Below are 19,617 nucleotides of genomic sequence, written 5' to 3'. Positions count from 1 at the left end.
TCAAGGTGATGCCCTGTATGAGCGGTGCCGGCAAAATCGACATTGTCGGTTGTACCTGCCAAGGCCTGACTCCAGTAGGGTGTTCTCCAGGGCCAAGAAGTTCTTGACACGCCACTCCCTCGCAGCCAAACTAGTATAAAGAGGGCTCTTGGATTTCAATGCTCAAATGCTTCCGAACATGAAGGCTGAAGGCACGTCAGATTCTAGTGTTACGGTGTTTTGGGGACTCCTGGCCCTGCTTTGCTTTTCCCTTCCCGCGCCGCTTTCGGCCGCCCAGCAAATCAAAGTTGGCTCAGATCAGGCTTGCGATACCACCAGTCTGACCGACGCCATTAATGCCGTAGACGATGGTGGAACGGTGCTGGTGGCCAACAACCAGTCATATGATGGTATAGAAATTACCATCGATATGAAGTCACTCACCATAGCCGGAGGTTTTCCTACCTGCTCATCCTCGACTCCTAGCGGGCGGACCACTTTGGGGCGTGATACAAGCCGTGCCATCAATACTCGCTTCGGGACGTCGACCCATGAACTCAACCTAATCAATCTTGAGATCACCGGTGCCAGTGGATCGGGTGATGGTGCGGGCATCCGACTAGGGAATCGCACTCATCTGACGCTGGAAAATGTGCTGATCCACGGCAACGAGACTACGGGTCGTGGTGGGGGCGTCTTTATGAATGGTCCGATCGGGCAACGTGTTTCGATCGACGATCCGGGTACCGAGATTTTCGACAATCAGGCGAGTAAGGGTGGTGGTATCTACTGCGAAGAATCCGCTGGTACGATTCGCAGTGGCGTCATCGAGCTGAATGCCGGCCTGATTCAAGGTAATCGGGCGACTGAAGATGGTGGCGGTATCTACCTGGAGGACTGCAACCTGACTTTGCGAACCGGTGAGCGAGAGGGTAATACGGTATCAGCGGGCATATATGACAACGAGGCCGAGGGTGATGGCGGAGGTCTCTATGTCAGCGGCTCGTCGGAGGTGCTGCTTGAGCCGGCCCTGCAGGTCAACTACCAGCCGCTGATAGACAGCAATCGTGTCAGCGGATTGGGTGGTGGCGTTTACTGCACCAACCTGGACGATGATCGCCCCGAGTTCATCATGACTGCCGGGCTTATTCGTGCCAACCGAGCCTGGTGGGGAGGCGGAATGTGGCTTCGCGGTTGTGATGTCGAAGTTTATGCAAGCGGGTCGGAGCAGGGTATTCAGGACAACGTCGCGGAGGACAGGGCAGAAGATCCTGGTCCGCAGTCGCCGAGAGCTGGTGGGATCGGTGCCGTTTCCGGCACGGTCCTGGAAATCGATGGTGGCAATCGCGACTATTCCCCGCCTGAACAATCAATTCATATTGTCGGCAATAGCGTCCTTGACGGTGGTTTCGGTGGGGCGATCGCTTCGGAGAACAGCGCGACAGAGGTCCGGTTGCGAGATGTCCGTCTGGAAGGTAACTCGGCCAGAAGTTCTCCGGCCCTGCGAGCCGGAAATTCGTCAAAGCTAAGTGTCGACCACTCGGAAGATGGTCAGTGCACGATGCCCAATGGGCCAGACGGTTGTTCGCAGATTTTGGCTAACGCTCAGTCAGAAGTCCCGAACGCTTTCATTGGCGGCATGGCTGTCACAGTAGGTCTTGGTGCCCAGGTCAAGGTCAGCCGGACAGTTATCAGGGATAATCAGGGCTCCTTGGCGAGCAGCGTTTTTTATATCCAGAATAACTCGGATAGTGTGATACCGACCCTGCATGTCAACTCCTCGCTGATCGTCAATAACAAGGTTCGGCGACTGTTGCGCAATTCACGAAATGGTGAGGTGCGAATCGCCTGGACGACCGTTGCCAACAATGTATCCTCGGCACCTTCCAATCCCGGTGAGTTGATCTGGATTGCCGGTTCCAGTACCAACACGGCGCCATTGGACCTTGTTTCCAGCATCATCTGGCAGCCAGGAGATGAATTTAGCGACTACTTCAGAGTCGACGATACGGCCGAAGTCGATCAGGTCAATTGTTTGATCACTCATGATCCTGATGCGGTCACAGCAGTAGCCAACAGTGCCATTCAGGTAGACGGCAATGATCCTCGTTTCGGGGCACCGTCCAATAAGGACTGGACGGTTTCGATGTCCAGTCCCGCCTTTCAGTGCAGTGGTGCTTTCTACAACGACGAGCTGGACCTTGCTGGGCGCCAGCGCGGGGTCCTGACGACTCTGCCGGGGAATCCGGTGATTTTCACTGCTGGTGCCTATTCCATTCGTTCTACCGATACTCTTTTCATGGACCGCTTCGAGTTCTGAGGGGCTCGCAGAGCCTCCGATATCCTCAACCACCCTCCGCCTTCTCCCCAGCACCTAGTCAACTCGTCTTTGGGATGTGTGACATTGTCTCGACTTTGCCTCACAATGGCGTGGGACTTGGGATGAGGTGCTCAGAATTGAACGATTTTTCCTTTTCGGCAGAAGCTAGCGTCAACCCGGCCGAGCTGGCCGCTCTCTCGGCGATGATTCGTGCCGGGACGCCGTTGATTACCATTGAGTGTCATGATGAGCCCCAGGCGATGACGTTGTTCTCCGAGCTCCGGCGGCAGATGAGTCGGCCGTTGCTAAAGTGGACAGCTGCCACGGGCCTGGTGTGGGTGGAGCGGGAACAGACGCTGGCCGCGGAGTTTGCCGATCCCGAAAAGGCACTGGAGCATCTTCGACAGCGGCCTGATCGGGGCATCTATCTACTGATGGACTTTCATCACTACCTCAATGACCCGGTGGTGGTGCGACATCTGCGCGAGATGAGTCGTCAGGACGACGGGGCGAACCCGCGTACGGTCGTGCTGATCAGTCCGTCGCTGAAACTGCCAGCGGAACTGGAGCGCCAGGCCCGGTGTTTTCGCATCGCGCCCCCTGATCGCCAAACACTGAAGCAGATGGTTCGTGAAGAGGCCCAGCGTTGGGAGAAACAGCGAGGCTCAGGCGGTGCAGCCATTTGCGAGCAGGCGCTGGAGCGCTTGTTGACCAATCTGGAAGGGCTGACCCTGAAAGATGCCCGGCGACTGGCACGTAATGCCATCTTCGATGACGGTGCGCTGGACGAGGATGACCTCCCAGATGTCATGCAGGCAAAGTTCGAGTTGCTCAATCCCGGTGGGATACTGAATTTCGAGCTGGAAACGGCGCGCTTCAGTCAGATCGCCGGCATGCCCCGACTCAGACAGTGGCTGGAAACACGCGCTTCGGTGTTTGCGGCCGCCGAGCCGCCACCGGGCCTGGACATGCCGCGCGGGATGTTGTTGTTGGGGGTGCAGGGGTGTGGCAAGTCACTGGCGGCACGCGCGGCGGCCGGTTTGTTTGGTGTGCCCCTGTTGCATCTGGATTGCGGAGCCCTGTTCAATCGTTTCCATGGTGAAAGCGAGCGCAATCTGCGTGAATCGTTGCAGGCGGCCGAATTGATGGCGCCGTGCGTGTTGTGGATCGACGAGATCGAGAAAGGGCTGGCGGTGTCGGATACCGATGGCGGTACGTCGCGGCGAATGCTGGGCACTCTACTGACCTGGATGGCCGAACACCGTTCGCGCGTGTTCATCGCCGCAACTGCCAACGACATCAGCATCCTGCCGCCGGAGCTGGTGCGCAAGGGGCGCTTCGACGAAATCTTCTTCGTTGACCTGCCTGATGAAAAGATACGGGCGGAGATTCTGGCCATTCATTTCCACCGTCGGGAACTCAAGCCGCAGCTTTATCCGCTGGACGACATTGCCCGGGCGACCGAGGGTTTTTCCGGTGCGGAACTGGAGCACCTGGTCGTGGCGGCACTGTATGTCGCCCACGCCAGGGGCGAGCCATTGACTACCGACGACCTGATGAACGAAATCCACAACACCCGGCCGTTGTCGGTAACCATGGCCGAGCCGATCACTGAACTTCGGCAATGGGCGGCCAATCGGGCGGTGGCGGCTTGAGCAGTTCAGGTTTTTATTAATAATAGCCAGTTGGCGGATGGGGGAGCGAAAAATGGGGGGATTACCAGTTCGCAGGAGCAAGATTCGTTGCAGCGCTTGTGGCCCAGAGACTCGTAAGGAGCCTGGGCTCTGAGCGCTTTTCAGGAATCATGGGATCTTTGTGGCAGGAATTCTGAAAGGGTTTCGTAATAGGCGCTGATAAGCAAGAAAAACCTTCTTTCCAAAGGAATACAAGAATGAGAATAATCAAGCGATATTCAATAGTTACGGCGCTTATGTGTATTGCCACGAATTTTTTTCTGGCGAGTCTTTCAGCTACAGCAGGGCAGGGCAATATTATCCGAGTCGGGTCGGATGACGCAGAATGTGACTATGTCAGTCTTCAGGCCGCCATCAACTCAGCCAGTGGCGGGGATATTATCCTTCTGTCGGGGGAGGCTGATCACTATCGTGGTAACTCCTACTACATTTTTGCCAAGAGCTTGACCATTCGCGGTGGCTACGCATCCTGTACGGCCACCGAGTCGACGGGTCAAACGATTCTGGATGCCGATGGCCAGGATCGGATTTTCGATATCTGGATGCCGAAAGGTGAGGACGGGCCGCACAGCGTGGTACTGGAGAATCTGCTCATTACAAACGGTTACACGTCCCAGTCTGGTGGTGGGGTGCTGATTGAGGGGCGTCCGGGCGCGTTGTCCGTGACCTTGAATAACGTTCGGGTCGAGAACAATGAATCCGAAGCCAATGGCGGGGGTGTGGCGGTTTTGATCAATGAGGCCATTGCCGGACACGGTGGGCTTGTTCTGGTCACCGATGCTGACACCTGGATCGGTTCCAATGTTGCAGGCCACTACGGCGGGGGGCTCGCCTGCATGAATTTGTCGGGCTACAACGTCGGGATCTCCAATATGATGGTCATTGATCGCACCAATATCATCGACAATCAGGCCACTAACGGAGGAGGGTTTGCCGCGGTCGATTGTGCCACCATTCAGTGGTATAGCGGGGGCAGCATGTTTCTGATTGTCCCCGACTCCGCGATCTTCGGCAATTCCGCCACTGGTTCTGGCGGCGGCATCTACCTGAGCGATGGCAGCAGAATGAACTTTCGCGGTAGTTCGGGGACCAGCAGTGGTATTTCCGTTGGCGATTTGAATGCTGGTCGTTTGACATTCAACCAGGCCGATATGGGCGGTGGAGCGTATGTTACCGGTCCATCAACCCGCCTGATGCTTGAAGATGTCATCATCGATGCCAATTCAGCCGATGACGATGGCGGTGGCTTGTTTGTCAACGATCGTGCCCTTGTCGAGATGCGGCGCGGTCCGACTGGTCCGACAGCGCCGTGCCAGCCTTCGCAGAGCAGTGCCGGGATCACCACAATCCCCAGATGCAGTCGGCTACGTAACAATACCGCCGGCCGACGTGGTGGTGCTGCCTTCGTCGATGGTGGCGAGTTATCGGTTGACTATACCCAGATCAGTGGCAACGATGCCACGACTCAAGGCAGTGTGGTCACGGTTCGCGGTACCGAAGGCCACCCCGGCCAGGCGATCTTCTCCAATAGTCTGGTATTCGGAAACTCGGGCAATGCCCTGTTCTATGCATGGACCCACTCCGATCTGACCGTTGGCTGGTCCACCATTACCGATAATGTCAGCCCGACCAGTGCGGTTCGTGCGTTCACCAATACCGGTAGCGCCCGGGTTCGGTTGCTTGGCAGCATCGTTCATGAAACGACTGGCGACGTGGTGAGTGCCGGTGGAAACGGTGACTTTGATGTGTTGACCCGTTGTGTCATGGGCCACCAGCATCATTCACAGATCTACGGCTCCTGGGATCGATACCAGCAGAACAATCCGCGCCTGATGGAAAAGGATGCCACTCGCCTCCACTACCCGTCTCCGACCTCACCGGTTATCGACTTTTGTGATGGATCCACGGCCAGCAACCGCGATCTGGCCGGCCGTTCCCGTGGCAGTGCGCATGCCGGCTCTCCGCTTGTCAATCCGCCGGCCTGGAGTGGCAATAGCCCCTACGACATCGGTGCTTACGAAACCAACTGGCCCGTGCTGGAGGACGGGATCTTCCAGAGCCGGTTCGAGTAACACTACAGGCAGACAGGGCTCCTTAACTGTGATCTCTCAGTAGGTTGTCCGAATGCCGACTGACCGATGCTCCTTCGATCCGGAACGCGCCTGGCAAAAGCGAATCCGGCACCGGCGAGAAGCGGTAGCCACGCTGCTCGGGCGCGCCGGGCCGGTCCGGCGACGAATACTGAGACATCTCCACCAGGTCATCGAGCGATACGGCGGCCTGCGCGACACACCGAAAGAACATCTGTTGCTCATCATGCAGTCGCTTCGTGGCCGTCTTCTTGCCGCCGGTCGTTAACTTCATCAAGGTGGACATCTGGACGGGCCGCATCAGGCTTTTCAGCTCGAATGGCAAGAGCTGGTCGAAGCGCTTGACGACACCGAACCCAGTCTGACGTCCCGAATAAAAGAACGCAGCGACTGGCAGCCCATGCTGGAATCTGCTGTTGTCAACTTCCCGCCGCTGATCGATTCGCGCGGCCGAATCCTCCAACAGGTTCTGGACACCGATAGTGCTGGTGGGCTTCAGGGTGTCGGGATTTCGCCAGGGGTGGCGAGAGGGCGAGCGTGCGTCGTGCACTCACCCGAAGCGGCAAGCCTCGCCCCGGGCGATGTGCTGGTCCCCTATGCCACGGATCCGGGTTGGACGCCCTTGTTTGCCAATGCCGCTGCAGTCGTCCTCGAAGTAGGTGGCACCTTGCAGCATGGTGCCATCGTGGCCCGGGAGTTGGGCTTGCCCTGCGTGGCCGGCATAGAGGGTGCAACAACAACCTTGTCGAATCAACCAATGATAGAAGTGGATGCAGATGCCGGCACGGTCAAGGTCATCGCTGAGTAAGTAGGTGCATGACGAGACCTGCAATGCCAGCCGCTTGCATGGGATTGATCAGGAAATACTGAACATCATGCGCAGCAAACAAGAAAGCCCCGCCGCGACGGCGCCGCGCAACGGCGGGGCTTTCAAATCTCCATGGCTCACATCAGAGCCAAGCGAACCGCATGGCCAATCAGAAAGCCTCGATTACATCCATCAGCATCTCGACGGCCTCGGCACACGTTGGCGCGGTGGCAGATACCTCAACCCCGGTTCCGCCCGGGATGCTGATGGTTGCCATGGCAGTGCAGCTGGTGTCCATCAAGCCATGCTCCCCCTCATCCCTGGCGCTTTGCTGGAAGCTTACGTCCGAAACCTCCACGCCGTGCAACCTGCCCATTTCCTTGAGCAGGTGGGCGTGCTCGGCAAGGATCTCATTCGAAGGGTAGGCGATCAGGGATTGTGGTTGCCCGACTTGCTGATTCTCATGCGCAATAGCACTTGACGAAGCGCCGAGCACCAGGGCAAGCAATAGTGTCGAAAAGGCCAATATCGATGTGTTTCTCATAAGTCACTCTCCTACTTCTCAGATTGGCTTTGAGAACACTTCGATAGCGCCCCCCTTTTCTTCACTATCGTTAGTGCGTGCCGGAGGCTAGCAAATCGACCCACTCTCTGTCAAGGCACTAAAGGGCAGGATAATCAATGGCTTAAGGCTCTCTTTTCGTGATGCAAACGGTTGGCTCTGGACCCGCTTGAATGGCCGGGCCCCGGAGCCCGCTTGAGTTGAGGCCGATTATCAGCAAGGGACCAGTGCGAGAGTTCCTGAAGCCGCCTTCCACCGACGTTGCTCTCCGACTGGATGCAAGTCGGGTTATTAACCCGGCAACCAAACAGGTTGGTGGGTTAATGCCCGGCCGGAACGGCCGGGGCCGCGAAGCGAAGGCATTTTCGGACATGTGCCGCAAATGCCGCGCAACGAATACCGTAGGTATTTCGTTGCCGGTTTAACAACTGCAAACGTAGCTTCTCTGCCGCAGCATGAGTGCTGGAGATATGCTGCGTGCCGTATTCGATTACGGCATTGCAGGGCATGCAATGAGTGAGTGTGATGAAAAGTGATGACGTGCCGAAACCTGGACTGTTGTGTCCCCTCATCCGCTATACCTTGTACACGAACAATGTGCTTGCAGGTAGGCTTTGCCGTAGGTATTCTATTGCGTCGCCGATATGAATTTGATCCCCGGCTGCCGGCCAATCTCATTTGCACATATGCAAGAGAAAGCATAACCGCAGCGATGTCAGATCAAGGAATACAGATGGAAATTGACACTAATAAGTACAAGGTCTGGAAGCTGCCCCATCCAATGTTGTTGCACTGGATCATCAATCCTGGAATTGCATTCAATGAGCTCGTGCTTGGCCAGCGGGTTCCAAAGGTTACCCTGATTGACCAGACCAGTGATGCACCGCTAATGGAGAGGCAGTATATTCCTTGTCCTGAATGCAGCGCTGTGAATGATGGCCGCCTTTGGTCAAAAGGGAATTCATTTGGGCATTGGTTTGGACTAATCTGCCCTGAATGTCATGGCAGGATTCCCTGTCTCTGGAACATTACCAGCCTTCTTTTGTTGGCCGTTACCGTTCCGATATGGATTTGGATCAAGCTCTTTGCCGAGCAGAAGTGGGTTGAATGGCAGAAGCGCCGATTCTCCGAGGTCGTTTCATCCGGGTTGCCTGAGGCGAAGACTGTCAACTGGGTCAGAATGGGTCTTGTCTTTGGTCTGGTGATGTTTTGTGTTCTTTCCCTGCCCATAGCATACTTGGAAGGTATTGGTATGCGTGCCATAGGTGTACATGCGCTTCTCTGGCTGGCAGGTGGCCTGTTGTTCGGTTTCTTGATGAAGCGGCACCTGACCAAGCAGAAGTGAAGTTCAGGTCCTGGAGGGTTCCGCAATCTGTTCCATCCGCTATCAACGGCAGGAATCGACAATCCGATCTAAACTCATGCCGGTTCAGTAGCCTCGCCTTTCCGAAGCAAGCTCCAATGGGGCGGCACCATGGGCAGAGGCCGCTGTGACCATGCAGGCATATCCAGAAGGTCCCATCTGGTTCCAGCCCAACATCAGGCTTTTACGTCTCCTTCGCCTGGGCTGCTGGGTGATTCCGCTTTTGGTTCTTGCGCTTGGTTACTATCTGGTTAGAGTGACGATGCTGCTTTTCACCGGCGATGATCCGGATGCCGATCTGTCGGATGCCATTCGGATTGTGGCATATCTGTGGATTGCGGCATTAGCCATGGCATCCTTCTCAATGTTGATATTCTTTGAAGTTCGTCGCTGGACAGGCTATCGGCTTGGCTTGCAGAGTGATGTGCTGCTGCTCAAGGAAGGAACTGGTGCTGTCCATCGAATCGAGCCGCGCGAGCTAATATATGGAGACGGCACTTTGCTCTGGGGCAAACGACAGATACCACTCAAGTGGCAGTATAGTCATCTCTTGAATCAGGCTGAAGACCTTGAGCGGCATTTGATTCCCTTCTTGAAACATCGAGCGGAGTATCTTGATTGCTTCTCAATGTTTGGCAGGCAGCTGGCCCGTGGCGAGCCTGTCATCCTTTCCATGTGTCTGCTGGTTGTGGTTCTGGGGGTGCTGATTGTGCTTCTCTAATTGACCGCATGGTCTACTAGCTTGCCTCTCATCTGTAATCAATCGATGGCCAAAAGTCGCTGATATCAGGGCATTGCGGGCCGATTTGGGTGTGATCGCGGGCTTGCCTGTCCTGATTTTCCGTTTTTTCCGTTAAGTACTGGTAGGGAAGACAAATGGCGAATTCCGGCGATGCTCGGAGGTATCGCCGGCGCTGTTACTTATGTAGGAAATGGCAAGACGGAGGAGCTTCATGAAAGTACTGTCCATGGAGGCCGGACCGGCCGGATTGATGGTGGTTGCCGGGTTGATGCTGGCCCAGTCCGGGCTCACCGGGGTGATCGAAGATCGGGGAATGATTGAACAGGTCGAGCGCAGTGGCGCGCGCACCGTGGGACCTTCCGATGAAGGTTGTGATCACACCAATCTACAGAATGCTATCCAGCTGAGTAGTGAGGGGGATGAGATTCGTATCCATACCGATTACGAGGCCAATGTCCCTGCATTTGGATACACTATTCTGAGTCGATCAGTGACGCTTCGTGGCGGGCTGCAGGACTGCTCGGGTTCTCCGACCTTCAGCGGTCGTTCCGTACTTGATGCCGACGGGCAAGGCCGGGTGATGTGGATCACGGCCAGTGGCGAGGAGCAGGTGACTCTCCGCGACCTGGTGCTGACCGGAGGCGAGACCGACCTGGAAAGTGGCGGTGGAGGACTGAGGATTGAAGGGGTGCCGGGGCTGTTGGCGGTGGCGCTGGAGAATGTGCTTGTATCTTTCAATACCGCCGAGCGCCAGGATACCAGTGACCCACGGGTTCGGGGTGGTGGTATCCATGTCGAGACGACTGGCGACAGCGAAGGGTTTACGCCAATGCTGACCGTGGATAATGCAAGCCGCATCACCAATAACCAGGCCGATAGCGGGGGCGGGCTGGCCTGCACGGCAACGGACAATCTGCCCGAAGACCGCACGATCATTCGCCTGGGCAGCGCGACCATCGACAATAATCATGCCCATATGTATGGGGGAGGTATCATGGTCAATGGGTGTCGCAATATCTTTATCTATTCCGGTGAGGGCACAACCGGCCTGGGAGGCATTGCATGGAATAATGCGGATTACATAGGGGGCGGAATCTTTTCCGGGCTTTCCGGTACACCACAGAGCGGATGGATTTCAGTGCGGGCATCCCAGTTCCAGGAGTTTGGTAATTCCAATGGTGCGGGGGAGATCGTGGGTAACCATGCCGACCAGCTTGGGGGTGGAATTCAGGTCTCGCATGGAAGCAAAGTTCAGTTGTTCGATACTGTTGTTCATCTCAACAGTGCGAGAGCCGTTGGAGGAGGTGGCATCAATACCGGGCCGGCCGGTAGCCGTGTTGAGATGATGGGGACCGGAAACGAACCCTGTGATACTTTTGATGCAGGTGACCTGACACCATGCAGTCGGCTGAGGAGCAACACTGTGGACAGTGGTTGGGGTGACGGCTTGCGAACCAGGGGTGGAGAACTTGATGTACGGCGCACTTACATCAGCGGCCATGAGGGTAATAATACTGTGTATGTGGAGGGCACAACATCCACAACCTTCGAGTCAGTGCTATTTCACGACAACGAAGGAGGCCACCTGATCCTAGGATCCAGGAATGGCGACATTGATGTGCGCTGGTCTACCATTGTTCATGAAGAGTCCGGTTCAGAGCCGGTAATCCGGCTGGAATCATCGAACGGTCCCCTGAACTTCTCTCTAACGGGCAGCATCATGTGGGCGCCGGGCACCCAGCTAGTCAGCATAGAAGATGCTTCTGAGCAGACTGCGACGGCCCAGTGCGTGATTGGTCACCAGCCGGAGGCCGGGTCGGGTTTTACCGCCGCCAGCTACTATAGCCAGATCGACCCGGAGTTTGTCGACCCGGACGCCGGTGACTTTCGGATCAGTGACATCTCGCCGGCCATCGACTATTGCAATCCGGACTCGGAAGACCAGCCGTCCGGTCGCGATCTGGACGGTCGGCTGCGCGGTGAACTGACCGAATCCAACCCCATCCGGCCGCCCAATGGACAGCCCGGGGGGGTCTACGACCTCGGTGCCTTCATAGTGGACATGCCACTGCTGTTCCGGGATCGGTTCGAGGAGGATTGACCCGGCCGCATGCGATCTGCATTCGCACCGGGTCAATGGTGGGGCGGTACTACCGCTCCCCCGGCCTCAGCGGCTCTGCCAGGTAAGCGTGACCATTAATGAGCGACCCGGTTCGGCCAGCAGCGGAAGCAGCGGGTCGTCGGGCGCTCGTCCGGGTACGGCGGCGTTGCGCCAGTACTGGCGGTCGGTGAGATTGAACAGGCCTACACCAACGCTCAGGTCCTGACGAGGAAAGTATCGGGTGAGCAAGTCCACGGTCGCGTGCCCCGGAGTCGAGAACAGGGCGTCTCCCTGTTCATCCCGAAGCTCGCGTTGTGACTTGACGGCGCTGACGATCAGTCGCGTTTCCCAGTCTGTCGAGGGCGACAGCCAGGCCAGTTCGGAGATCAGCCTGGGTGGGGATACTTCGGGCAGGGGGCGTTCATCAACCCGATCGCGTCCCCGGGTCCACTCGGCGGCCAGTTCGGCAGTAAGGTTTCTGCCAAGTTGTTGCTGGTAGCGGGCTTCGACACCTTCTATACGAACCGAATCGCGATTGATGGACTGGAACTCGAGAAAGCCGCTGGCCGGATCGAATCCGATTGGTGCGCGGGTCTGGATGAAATCCCGGTAGTCATTGCGAATGACCGCCAGTTCGGCCCGAGCGTCGGAACCGCGCCAGCGCAATCCGGCCTCGGCGGTACGACCGCGCTCGGGTTCCAGGTCGGGGTTGGCGATTGCCCGAATGTTGAACATCGGTATTTCCAGGCCGATGTTGACGTCCTCGAATGGTGGCGCACGAAAGCCACGGGCATACTGGGCGAACAGTTCCATGCTGTCGTTGATCGGCCAGACCAGGCCGAGGCGAGGCAGCCATGAAGTGGTGCTCAACGAGGTGGTTTGTGCATCGGGGAACCGGGCTTCGAACAGCGGGTCGTTTCTCACCGACAAGTCGTAGTACTCGAAGCGAATCCCGGGGCTGAGCCGCGGCCCACGATGCCACAGGCTGATCTCGTCGTGCAGGTAGACACCCAGCTCGGTGACCCGGCTGGCAGGGAAGTCGCGCAAGGGGAACTGCTCTCCCAGCACGAAACGGGCGCTCTGGCCGGTTTCGAGTGTTGTCTGCATGGCATCGCGCTGTGTGGTGATGTCGGCACGAGTCAGTTCCAGACCATAGCCCAGGCGGTGATCCAGGCCGAGAATGGAGAACTCGCTTTCCAGGTCGGCGCCGACACCGGTCATATCCTGAGTGAACTCGAAACGCCGAAACAGCTCGACCGGCGTGGGCGCCAGGAGACGCTGCTCGGTAGTTTCCTGGCGGGTATCGGATTGCTGGTGCCAGGCCCGCCAGTGACCGCGACTTGCAACACCGGCACCTTCGAAATGATGGTCGAGAATCAATCGCCACTGGTGGCGTCGATCGTCTCCTTTCAATGATGTCGTGTCGACGAAGCGTTCGTGGCCGAGAATGGCGTGCAGATCACTGTCGCGAGTCTCGCGCAGCCCGTCAAGAGAAAGGCGAAAGCGACCAACGGCGGTATCCAGCCCTCCGCGTAACAGTACGCCGCCATGGCGTCGATCAAGTTCGTCGCGTGGCAGGTCTTGCGGTCGCTTGGCTACATTGACTTCGCCGCCACGTTGCCCGGCAGCGGCCAGAATAAGACTTCGGTTGCCGGCGCGCAGAGCCGTTGTCGATGTCACTCGCATCCGGTCGCTATCGGTTCCGCCGGCGGTGGTCATGCGGTGCGCACTGCCGTCACCAGGCAGCAGGTCATCGACATCGATCAGGCTTACCGCGACAACACCACCCAAGGCCTTGGAGCCATAAAGCGTTGACGCGGGCCCACGCAGGATCTCGACGCGTTCGGCCAGACCCAGCTCCATCAGTCCTCGGCCGGTATCGGAAAAGCTGCCGACGGTAAATCGATCAGGGGCTGGCACGTTGTCGATTATCACCGCGGTGCGGTTGCCACCAATGCCGCGAATACGGAACCCATTGAATCCAAAGCGTGTGCTGCCGCTGTCAACCTCCACTCCGGGTTCATAGCGCACCAGATCGGCGATATCCACGACCATGTCACGCTCCATGTGCTCCCGACCGATAACGGTGACGGTGCCGGCCACTTCACTTAATGAACGGGGCTGACGGTGTGCCACCACAGTGATCGTGTCGAAATCCCGGACGTACTCCTCGCGCTGATCCTCGGCGTCTGGCTCTGCATGGGTGGTCAGAGGGAGCATGACTGCAAGCAGGACAATGGCAATCTTGTACACGGTTTGGGTCCTCGTGAATTGATGGGTTTGTCTGGTTCGAGGCCGGGGCCTTGGTACAGCTCACGGTTGAATCAAAAGTAACATGCAGCGCAAATACATGAATTGTTTGGGGTCAAGTTTGCTTGAAATGATCAAGAGAGAGGTGTTTGCGCCAGTGGTCAACGGGCGTGCCTTTCGACTTGGTCAGGTGCTTCCAGCTATTGACCGTATGGAAATTTCTGCTGGTGCTTGACCATCGTCAATGAAAAAGGCATAAAAAATACATGAAAATAACGCTACCCCGACCACCCACAGTAAGGAGTAGTACGAATGAGAACCCGGAACCGCAAAAAAATGCATCACCTGATGGGCGCTACCGCCCTGACCGCGGTGCTGGGGCTGGGAGGATTGGCGACCAGTGCGCTGGCCGACGAACCCAGCCTCTCGCCCGAAGACTTTGAGCACGCCAAGCAACTGTACTTTCAGCGTTGTGCCGGCTGTCACGGCGTCCTGAGGAAGGGCGCGACCGGTGGCAGTCTTGAACCCGAGGTCACCCGTGACCTGGGCCAGCATCGACTCGAACGCATCATCGCGCTGGGCACTGAAGGCGGCATGAACAACTTCGATCACATCTTCACGCCCGAAGAGATCGAGATGGTGGCCACCTTCATTCAGAAGGAGCCCCCCGAGCCGCCGGAGATGACGCTAGAAGAGATGCGCGAGCTCACCGAGCAGCATGTCGCACTCGAGGACTATCCTGACGAGCCGCTGCACGATCGCAATTGGCAGAACTTCTTCGTGGTCATCGAGCGCGACGCCGGCCAGGTCGCCATCGTCGATGGTGATCGCCACGAGATCGTGGCCCACATTCCGACCGGCTACGCGGTGCATGTGATCAAGTCGGTAAAGGAAAACCATGCCTTCCCCGATCAGAAGGATGTCGGTCGTTTCTGGTACACCATGGGTCGCGATGGCCGCATGACCAAGATCGATCTGTGGCAGGAGCCGGAGAATATGCTCGTGGCGCAAACCCAGATTGCCTATGACGCGCGCGATGTGGCCGTTTCCGGCGATGGGCGTTACGTCATCGGCGGCGGCTACTGGCCACCGCACTTCGTGATCGTCGACGCCAAGGACATGAATCCCCTCAAGGTGGTGTCCTCACGCGGCATCAACGTTGACGGAGAATACGTCGAGGAATCACGCGTGGCGGCCATCTACGACACCCCGCATGCCCCGAGCTGGGTGGTGGCGATGAAGGAGCTTGGCCAGATCTGGCAGGTGGACTACAGCGATATCGACAACCTGAGGATCGAACAGATCGATACCGCCAAGTACCTGCACGACGGCTTCTTTGACCCGACCGACCGTTACTTCATGATCGCGGCCAATGCCTCCGACAAGATGGTGGTAGTCGACACCAAGACCCGCAAACTGGAAGCCCTGATAGAAACCGAGTCCCTGCCGCACCCGGGTCCGGGCGCGAACTGGATCGATCCGGAATGCGGTCCGGTCTCCGGCACCCCGCACCTGGGTCTCGGCCTGGTCAGCGTCTGGGGCAGTGATCCGGAAGGTCATGCCGACCAGGCCTGGAAGATCTGCTACGAGCTCGAGACCGATGGACCCGGCCTGTTCATCCGCACGCATCCGGACAGCAAGTACGTGTGGGCCGACCAGACCATCCATCCGGAACCGGACGTGCAGCAGTTCGTCCAGGTCTTCGACAAGGAAACCCGCGAGATCGTCAAGACCATCCAGGTCACCGATCACCCGGGGGCCGTTGCCACCCACATGGAGTTCAATGCCGATGGCACCGAGGTCTGGGTGTCGGTCTGGAACCAGGGTGACGCCGGCGAGGCCAATGGCGAGATCGTGGTCTACGACGCCGAGACGCTGGAAGAGAAGGCTCGCATCAAGGGCCTGACCACGCCGACCGGCAAGTTCAACGTCTACAGCCGCAAGAACCACGTCACCTGATGACCGGTTGACGTGAGCAAGAGGCGGACGGGCCAATGCCCGTCCGCCAACTCCAAGAAAGCTACCGGATGTTTAGTAGAACAGGGAAAGCCACCATGAAAGACAAGTCGCTGCTGGCCAGGATACTGTCGCGTCGCGTGATCTTCGGAACCTCGCTGGGCGTGGCGCTCGCATTCATGCTCACCGGCATTGTCCTGTGGGGTGGATTCAACTGGGCCATGGAAGCGACCAATACCATGACCTTCTGTACGTCGTGCCACGAGATGGCCGACAATGTCTATGCCGAATACAAGGGTACGCCCCACGACATCAATCCCAGCGGTGTCGGCGCCACCTGTTCGGATTGCCATGTGCCTGATCCATGGCATCACAAGGTGGTGCGCAAGGTCTATGCCACGCGTGAACTCTGGCACAAGGCACTGGGGACGGTCGATACTCCCGAGAAGTTCGACGAGCGGCGGCTGATCATGGCCGAGCGGGTGTGGGATTCAATGAAGCGCACCGATTCGCGCGAATGCCGCAACTGCCATGACTGGAACTCCATGAACCCCGAATTCCAGAGCCCGCGGGCGCGCAGCCAGCACAAGTTTGCCATGGAGCAGGGGCACACCTGCATCGACTGTCACATGGGCCTGGCCCACAGCGATGTACACGACCGGCTCTCCGACGAGGAGCTCGAGGAGCTGACCGCGCCGCGTCCCGAGCACCGCCAGGAGGTGCCTGAATCCTTCCTCGCCGGCATTGCCCGCGCCGAGGAACGCGAAGCTGAGAAAGAAGCGGCTCGCCAGGCCGAGGCCGAGCGTGAACGCGAGCGTCGACGGCTCGAGGAGCAACGCATCAAGGAAGCCGTCGACCGTGCCCTGGCCGAACGCGCCGTCGAAACCGACGACGCGCCCGAGGCGACCGACGACATCGATTTCGACTGGTCTGGCGTGCCCGAGCGTGAAGTGACCGTGTTCTTCCCCGGCCAGGCGTCAATGGAATGGACGCTGGTCGGCCGCATGCATGGTGGCGCGCGCGCCTTCCGGTTTGGCGATACCTGCGAGTCCTGCCACGGACGCGAGACCGACGAGATGGGCGAGAAGATCGTCACCGGAGAGACCGCCGAGGAACACCCCATCCCCGGCAAGCGCGGTTCCATGCCGGTCGCCGTCCAGGCCGCGCATGACAGCGAAAATCTGTACCTGAGATTCGAGTGGCCGATGACCGATCACGTGCCGGTCGACTTCGTCGATGGCGGCAAGATGGATCCGGACAACCCGATCAAGGTGGCCGTGATGCTGTCGACCGACAAGCCGGAGTATGCCGCCCAGGCCGGCTGCTGGGCCGCCTGCCACCATGATCTGCGTGACATGCCGGCCCATCCCGACGACCCGGAAGCCTCCGGACTGCCGCTGGACTTCTCGCGCGGGGTGACCAAGTATCTCAAGGAGTCGCGCACGGAGGTCGAGGAGGCCGGCCGGCGCGGTGCCACCCTGGGGGGCTGGGACAAGCTCGAAGACGAAGACGTGCTTGCCGACCTGCTGGCCTCGGGCCAGTTCATGGACCTGATGCGTATCAACGCTGACGGCAGCACCGAGCATGGCCATGTACTGGAAGAACGCATCATGACCGGCGGCGCCGGCTTCGAGGCCAGTGTGAGCAGCAGTGGCGGCTACTGGCAGGTGGACATGAAACGCCCGCTGCAATCCGATCAGCCCGGTGATGTCAGCCTGCAACCGGGCGAGACATACAATTTCAGCTTTGCCATCCACGACGACCATGCTGATGGCCGTTTCCACCATGTCTCGCTGGGCTACCGGATGGGGCTGGATGACGAGGAAGTGGACTTTAATGTTGTGGGGCGGTAGGGGTGGATGAGTGGGAAGTAAGAAGTGTGAAGGTGTTAGGTGTTAGGTGGTGTTGGAGTTAGGATTGGGAGAGGTTATGAAGAGTTTGTTGATTGGTTTGGTGATGGTGGTGGCTTTGGGGTGGGGTGGGGTGTTGGTGGCTGATGATGATACTGTTGTGGTGGTGATGCGTGATATGGCGTTTAAACCTGAGGAAGTAACGGTGCAGGTTGGTCGGACTGTGCGCTGGGAGAATCATGAGCGGCGTCAGTTTCACAATGTATGGTTCCGTGAGCTTGGCGAGGAGCCCGGTGAGTACCTGTTTCCGGAAGAGTCCATGGAGCGAACGTTCGATGAGCCGGGTGAATACCCTTACTTGTGCGAGCCGCACGAAGATCGCGGCATGACCGGCGTCATACGCGTGGAATAGATCTAGAGGCTTGATCATGAAACCGACAACAGTAGCCATTCTCACCAGCCTTTCCGCCCTCCTTTCACTGCCTGCCCTGGCCGGCGATACCAGCCAGTGGCAGCCATCCCTGGACCTTCGTTACCGCTTCGAACATGTAGACGAAGACAGCATTGATCGAGACGCCAATGCTTCGACTTTGCGCTTGCGGGCCGGGATTGTCAGTCCAGACTGGTCAGGATGGCAGGTGGGTGCAACTGTGCATGGCAACCGAAGTGTCGGCTCCGAACGCTTCAATTCCACGGCTAACAGTCGGACCCAGTATCCGGTGGTGGCAGATCCCGACGACGAGGGGGTGTCCGAGGCCTGGGCCAGCTACCGTGCCAATGATGAATTCGTAGTCCGGGTGGGCCGGCAGCGCATCACGGAAGACAATCATCGGTTTATTGGCAATGTCGGCTTTCGTCAGCTTGAACAGACCTTCGACGCGGTATCTGTCGGCTGGAAGCCGACCGATGCGGTGCGGGTCGATGTGAACTGGCTGGACAAGGCACATCGCATCTTCGGCCGCTCCAACCCCAATCCGCTTCTGGCCGGGGCCAACCTCGATGCCTGGACCGCAATGCTTGCCTATTCCGCCGACGATCATACGCTGGCTGCGTACGGGCATCGCTTGGTGTTTAATGATCGACCGGCCTCACACCGCAATCTCGGCGTCCGTGCCACGGGTGATCTCGGCTGGGCTGACCTGGGTTACCGGGTGGAATTGGCCCGGCAGGAAGGGCTGCGCGAGCTTACCGGCCTCTCCTCGAACAACTACCTGCACCTGCGGGTCGAGCGGCGCTATGATCAATGGCACTGGTTTGCCGCACACGAGCGTCTCGAAGGCGACGGTAACCGGGCATTCCAGACCCCCCTGGCGACATTGCACGCCCACAATGGCTGGACCGACCGTTTCCTGACCACCCCGGACCAGGGCCTGCTCGACTCGCATTTTGCCACCGGCACACGCATGGGCGAATGGTCCGGGATGCTCAAAGTGCATCACTTCACGACCGATCACGGCAGCCGCTATCTGGGCAATGAGTATGGCCTGATGATCAACCGGTCCCTTCCCGCTGGTCTGGCCATGGATGTGAAGACCGCCTGGTTCGATGCGGACAGGGGCGGTTCGGATGTGTTCAAGGCCTGGCTGAGCCTGACCGGAACCTGGTAAGCAACGAGGTTCCAATGGTCTCCGCCCCGGGGCGATCCAGTTGGAACCCTGGTGCGCAAAGCGGACACCATCTCCGAGTTTCACGACCCGAACCGGGTGGCGCCGGCTTTTCAGTTTGTAGACGACCGTTACGGCCGAAGCGCACATTGCAGCCGAGCGCGAACTATGTTCGTGTCGCCTGAGTCCGGCAGAGAAAAAGGCCGGAAATCACCGGCTTGCATGACAACGCTGTCACCGTTCCCTTGTTGATTGGGGATTGCAAAAGCAAGCACGGGACTGGTCGTGAACCGGGTCA

14 protein-coding genes are annotated in these 19,617 nt (G+C 58.2%); 12 read left to right on the top strand and 2 right to left on the bottom strand.

Annotation, left to right across the window (positions count from 1 at the left end; all coding sequences use genetic code 11):
- Positions 1–166: 166 nt before the first annotated feature.
- The 3 genes from IC757_RS12265 (at position 167) to IC757_RS12255 (ending at position 6,065) form a co-directional block, all read left to right on the top strand.
- Positions 167–2,299 (top strand): hypothetical protein, encoded by a 2,133-nt coding sequence (locus tag IC757_RS12265; protein ID WP_190974593.1) that lies wholly within the window; start codon positions 167–169, stop codon positions 2,297–2,299.
- Between the two features lie 137 nt (positions 2,300–2,436).
- Complete coding sequence (locus IC757_RS12260; RefSeq protein ID WP_223846114.1) at positions 2,437–3,954, top strand: AAA family ATPase; 1,518 nt, start codon at positions 2,437–2,439, stop codon at positions 3,952–3,954.
- Positions 3,955–4,436: 482 nt separating this feature from the next.
- A complete protein-coding gene (locus IC757_RS12255; protein WP_190974591.1) occupies positions 4,437–6,065 on the top strand; it encodes a hypothetical protein in 1,629 nt (542 codons plus the stop codon).
- A 22-nt stretch (positions 6,066–6,087) separates the two neighbouring features.
- Here IC757_RS12255 and IC757_RS12250 read toward each other — a convergent pair whose 3' ends face one another.
- Positions 6,088–6,633, bottom strand: coding sequence for a hypothetical protein (locus tag IC757_RS12250; RefSeq protein WP_190974590.1), 546 nt, complete (start codon positions 6,631–6,633; stop codon positions 6,088–6,090).
- Between IC757_RS12250 and IC757_RS12245 the strand changes: the two genes are divergently transcribed.
- The 5 genes from IC757_RS12245 (at position 6,628) to IC757_RS12225 (ending at position 11,659) form a co-directional block, all read left to right on the top strand.
- Positions 6,628–6,891, top strand: coding sequence for a PEP-utilizing enzyme (locus IC757_RS12245; protein WP_190974589.1), 264 nt, complete (start codon positions 6,628–6,630; stop codon positions 6,889–6,891). The two genes, IC757_RS12250 and IC757_RS12245, sit on opposite strands and share 6 nt — an antisense overlap.
- 4 nt (positions 6,892–6,895) lie before the next feature.
- Complete coding sequence (locus tag IC757_RS12240) at positions 6,896–7,372, top strand: hypothetical protein (RefSeq protein WP_190974588.1); 477 nt, start codon at positions 6,896–6,898, stop codon at positions 7,370–7,372.
- Positions 7,373–8,186: 814 nt separating this feature from the next.
- The gene (locus IC757_RS12235; protein ID WP_190974587.1) at positions 8,187–8,798 is read left to right on the top strand and encodes a hypothetical protein; all 612 of its coding nucleotides are present in this window, start codon (positions 8,187–8,189) and stop codon (positions 8,796–8,798) included.
- A 145-nt stretch (positions 8,799–8,943) separates the two neighbouring features.
- Positions 8,944–9,537: a hypothetical protein gene (locus IC757_RS12230; RefSeq protein WP_190974586.1), complete on the top strand. Its 594-nt coding sequence runs from the start codon at positions 8,944–8,946 to the stop codon at positions 9,535–9,537.
- A gap of 232 nt (positions 9,538–9,769) precedes the next feature.
- The gene (locus IC757_RS12225; RefSeq protein ID WP_190974585.1) at positions 9,770–11,659 is read left to right on the top strand and encodes a hypothetical protein; all 1,890 of its coding nucleotides are present in this window, start codon (positions 9,770–9,772) and stop codon (positions 11,657–11,659) included.
- A gap of 66 nt (positions 11,660–11,725) precedes the next feature.
- Here IC757_RS12225 and IC757_RS12220 read toward each other — a convergent pair whose 3' ends face one another.
- A complete protein-coding gene (locus IC757_RS12220) occupies positions 11,726–13,912 on the bottom strand; it encodes a TonB-dependent receptor domain-containing protein (RefSeq protein ID WP_223846113.1) in 2,187 nt (728 codons plus the stop codon).
- Positions 13,913–14,221: 309 nt separating this feature from the next.
- Here IC757_RS12220 and IC757_RS12215 point away from each other — a divergent pair, with 309 nt between their 5' ends.
- The 4 genes from IC757_RS12215 (at position 14,222) to IC757_RS12200 (ending at position 19,322) form a co-directional block, all read left to right on the top strand.
- The gene (locus tag IC757_RS12215) at positions 14,222–15,868 is read left to right on the top strand and encodes a nitrite reductase (protein WP_223846112.1); all 1,647 of its coding nucleotides are present in this window, start codon (positions 14,222–14,224) and stop codon (positions 15,866–15,868) included.
- A gap of 95 nt (positions 15,869–15,963) precedes the next feature.
- A complete protein-coding gene (locus tag IC757_RS12210; protein WP_190974584.1) occupies positions 15,964–17,718 on the top strand; it encodes a NapC/NirT family cytochrome c in 1,755 nt (584 codons plus the stop codon).
- 76 nt (positions 17,719–17,794) lie between these two features.
- Positions 17,795–18,127, top strand: a complete 333-nt coding sequence (locus tag IC757_RS12205; RefSeq protein ID WP_190974583.1) for a plastocyanin/azurin family copper-binding protein — start codon at positions 17,795–17,797, stop codon at positions 18,125–18,127.
- A gap of 16 nt (positions 18,128–18,143) precedes the next feature.
- Entirely contained in the window at positions 18,144–19,322 is a 1,179-nt protein-coding gene (locus tag IC757_RS12200; protein WP_190974582.1) for an alginate export family protein, read from the top strand.
- The last annotated feature ends 295 nt before the right edge of the window (positions 19,323–19,617 follow it).

Source organism: Wenzhouxiangella sp. AB-CW3 (genome assembly GCF_014725735.1).
Taxonomy (GTDB): domain Bacteria; phylum Pseudomonadota; class Gammaproteobacteria; order Xanthomonadales; family Wenzhouxiangellaceae; genus Wenzhouxiangella.
Note: the sequence above shows the minus strand (reverse complement) of the source record. Positions and strands in the feature narration are given on the sequence as shown.

Coding starts and splice junctions, on each gene's coding strand:
- IC757_RS12265 (WP_190974593.1), top strand. CDS start 167: ATGCTTCCGAACATGAAGGCTGAAGGCACGTCAGATTCTAGTGTTACG.
- IC757_RS12235 (WP_190974587.1), top strand. CDS start 8,187: ATGGAAATTGACACTAATAAGTACAAGGTCTGGAAGCTGCCCCATCCA.
- IC757_RS12225 (WP_190974585.1), top strand. CDS start 9,770: ATGAAAGTACTGTCCATGGAGGCCGGACCGGCCGGATTGATGGTGGTT.
- IC757_RS12215 (WP_223846112.1), top strand. CDS start 14,222: ATGAGAACCCGGAACCGCAAAAAAATGCATCACCTGATGGGCGCTACC.
- IC757_RS12210 (WP_190974584.1), top strand. CDS start 15,964: ATGAAAGACAAGTCGCTGCTGGCCAGGATACTGTCGCGTCGCGTGATC.
- IC757_RS12205 (WP_190974583.1), top strand. CDS start 17,795: ATGAAGAGTTTGTTGATTGGTTTGGTGATGGTGGTGGCTTTGGGGTGG.
- IC757_RS12200 (WP_190974582.1), top strand. CDS start 18,144: ATGAAACCGACAACAGTAGCCATTCTCACCAGCCTTTCCGCCCTCCTT.